Raw genomic sequence first — 687 nt, 5'->3', positions numbered from 1 at the left:
AGCCACAGGTTGGCGTCATCGCCGTGGATGACGATCAGCGCCACATAGGCATTCAGCGTCAGCACCGAGGCGATCGAGAGATCGATATTGCCGCGCCCGGTCGTCACCACGAACATCTGCCCCAGACCGATCAGTGTCAGGAAGGCGGCGGAGAGGATGATGCCCGACAGGTTGGACAGGCTGAAACGGCTGGTGACGAAGGACAGGATCAGCCAGAGAATGACGACAGCCGCCGCCGACCAGATCCAGCGGTTCTGCTGCGCCCAGCCGCCAAAGTCGGAAAAGCCCTTCATGCCTTGCTCCTTCTCTCAGCCACAAGGCTCCGGAACGCGAGCAGCGCGATCAGCAGCAGGCCTTGCGTTGCGGCATTGTAGTCGCTGGAGACGTTAAGCACGCCGAGCAACGCGCCGATCAGCGACAGCGTGATCGCGCCGGCCACGACGCCGGCTGGCGAGATGATGCCGCCGATCAGGCTCGATCCGCCCATCACCACGGCTGCGACGCTGAGCAGCGTATAGGAATTGCCGGAATTGATGTCGCTCGCGGTATTGATCGCCGTCAGCGACATGCCCGCCACGCCGGCGAACAGGCCGGAAATCAGGTAGCGGATCAGCGCGTAACGCACCGGCTTCCAGCCCGACTTGACCATGGCGCCGGGATTGGCGCCGAAGCCGCGCAGGGTGACGC

1 protein-coding gene and 1 pseudogene are annotated in these 687 nt (G+C 63.9%); both read right to left on the bottom strand.

Annotated features, from left to right (window positions below; translation table 11 throughout):
• Positions 1 to 293, bottom strand: a pseudogene (locus tag AC1D0P_RS26665) (hypothetical protein); the annotation flags it as partial.
• A partial coding sequence (locus tag AC1D0P_RS26660; RefSeq protein ID WP_477679480.1) for an ABC transporter permease subunit occupies positions 290 to 687 on the bottom strand: 398 nt, incomplete at its 5' end. The pseudogene AC1D0P_RS26665 and the gene AC1D0P_RS26660, both read right to left, overlap by 4 nt.

The sequence above is a fragment of the Polaromonas sp. P1_G2 genome, assembly GCF_056405515.1.
Note: the sequence above shows the minus strand (reverse complement) of the source record. Positions and strands in the feature narration are given on the sequence as shown.